The organism is Paenibacillus cisolokensis, from assembly GCF_050481165.1.
Classification (GTDB): domain Bacteria; phylum Bacillota; class Bacilli; order Paenibacillales; family Paenibacillaceae; genus Paenibacillus_AH; species Paenibacillus_AH cisolokensis.
The window spans coordinates 1-1214 of sequence record NZ_JBCNFP010000177.1 but is presented as its reverse complement, the minus strand read 5'-3'; the positions used below and the strand labels follow the sequence as shown (position 1 = coordinate 1214).

2 protein-coding genes and 1 pseudogene are annotated in these 1214 nt (G+C 49.3%); all 3 read right to left on the bottom strand.

The genetic code is table 11. From position 1 onward, the window contains the following. Positions 1–85: 85 nt before the first annotated feature. Positions 86–280 (bottom strand): annotated as a pseudogene (locus ABEV74_RS22520) (VOC family protein); the annotation flags it as partial. Between the two features lie 124 nt (positions 281–404). After that, positions 405–842: a MarR family winged helix-turn-helix transcriptional regulator gene (locus ABEV74_RS22515; RefSeq protein ID WP_430149835.1), complete on the bottom strand. Its 438-nt coding sequence runs from the start codon at positions 840–842 to the stop codon at positions 405–407. Positions 843–962: 120 nt separating this feature from the next. Further along, a partial coding sequence (locus ABEV74_RS22510) for a hypothetical protein (RefSeq protein WP_430149832.1) occupies positions 963–1214 on the bottom strand: 252 nt, incomplete at its 5' end.

The window sequence follows — 1214 nt, the reverse complement described above, 5'->3', positions numbered from 1 at the left end:
TTCCGATTTCATGTTCAAGTTAGTTATTCCGGATCCGGCGCGGAGCGATGGCAAAGAAAGGACTCGCCGCGCCTCGAGCGCCTTCCGGACAGAACGTAATCGCCGTACCCGGGCTGCCGACCTCGTTGCCGAAATACTGATGGTACACTTCCGGCGCGTCGAAGTTGATCGTCTTTTTCACGAGCCGAAGCCCGAGCACTCCCGCGTAAAAATCGACATTGCTTTGCGCGTTGCTGACGAACGCCGTAATGTGATGAATGCCCGCCGTATGTTTTGTCACCGAAAACCTCCCATTGTTCGTTTTGATTTTCCCTAATTTGCCTTTCCGACAGCGCTGACATACCGCTTCACATAATTGCTCAAAATTCATATTCTTAAATTTAAGGTATTAGAGCCATGGAATTTCACCTCGTCTCCGCCGCTTTGTATCCGATTTTTTTCAGCAGCGCGATCGCCGCTTGCTTTTCTTCGGCGGTCAGCTCACCCATAATGACATCGATCACCTTCGCGTGCTCCGGGAAAATGCGGTCAAACAGCTCCGTGCCGAGCGGCGTCATTTCCGCATAGGTGACTCTGCGGTCGTCCGGCGACGATACACGGCGAATGTAGCCTTTTTGCTCCAGCTTGTCGACGGTGTACGTGATGCTGCCGCTCGTGATGAGAATTTTGTCCCCGATGCGTTGCAGCGGCGTCCTCCCTTTGTGATACAGCAGCTCCATCACGCTGAACTCGGTCGCTGACAGTCCGTTCCGCTTCATGTCCTTCACCGCGCGGTCCATCACGAACTTGTATGCTTTGGACAGCACGACGAACAATTTCAGTGATTGGTCTTGCCCGGACATGTCATCACCCCTTCGATAAAGATGAAATCATGAATTTAAAAATCTTAAATTTAAGATATTTGAAGTATCCACCACTATTTTCGTTTTTGCAATACCCGATCGTCTCATGCTCGAAACAGTTTACCGTCGTCCTTTCTTTCGTCGCTGTTGTTTGTTTTTCTTCATCCTGTATTCTACCGGAATCAAATTCGACCAAGGCATGAACAGTTCGATCGCTTCGGCATCCAGGGAAGGGATGAGCCCAGGTTCGTTGGCGGAGACGGAAACGTTACTCTTATTTACGATATTCCTCTTGAATTTGACTAGTTTTAAGCAAATAGCGTTGCTCAGATTCATTACAATTCCGGAACTTCGATTTTTCGCCAAATAGCG

Excerpts from the sequence above, each read along its gene's own strand:
- ABEV74_RS22515 (WP_430149835.1), bottom strand. The coding sequence starts at position 842 with ATGTCCGGGCAAGACCAATCACTGAAATTGTTCGTCGTGCTGTCCAAA.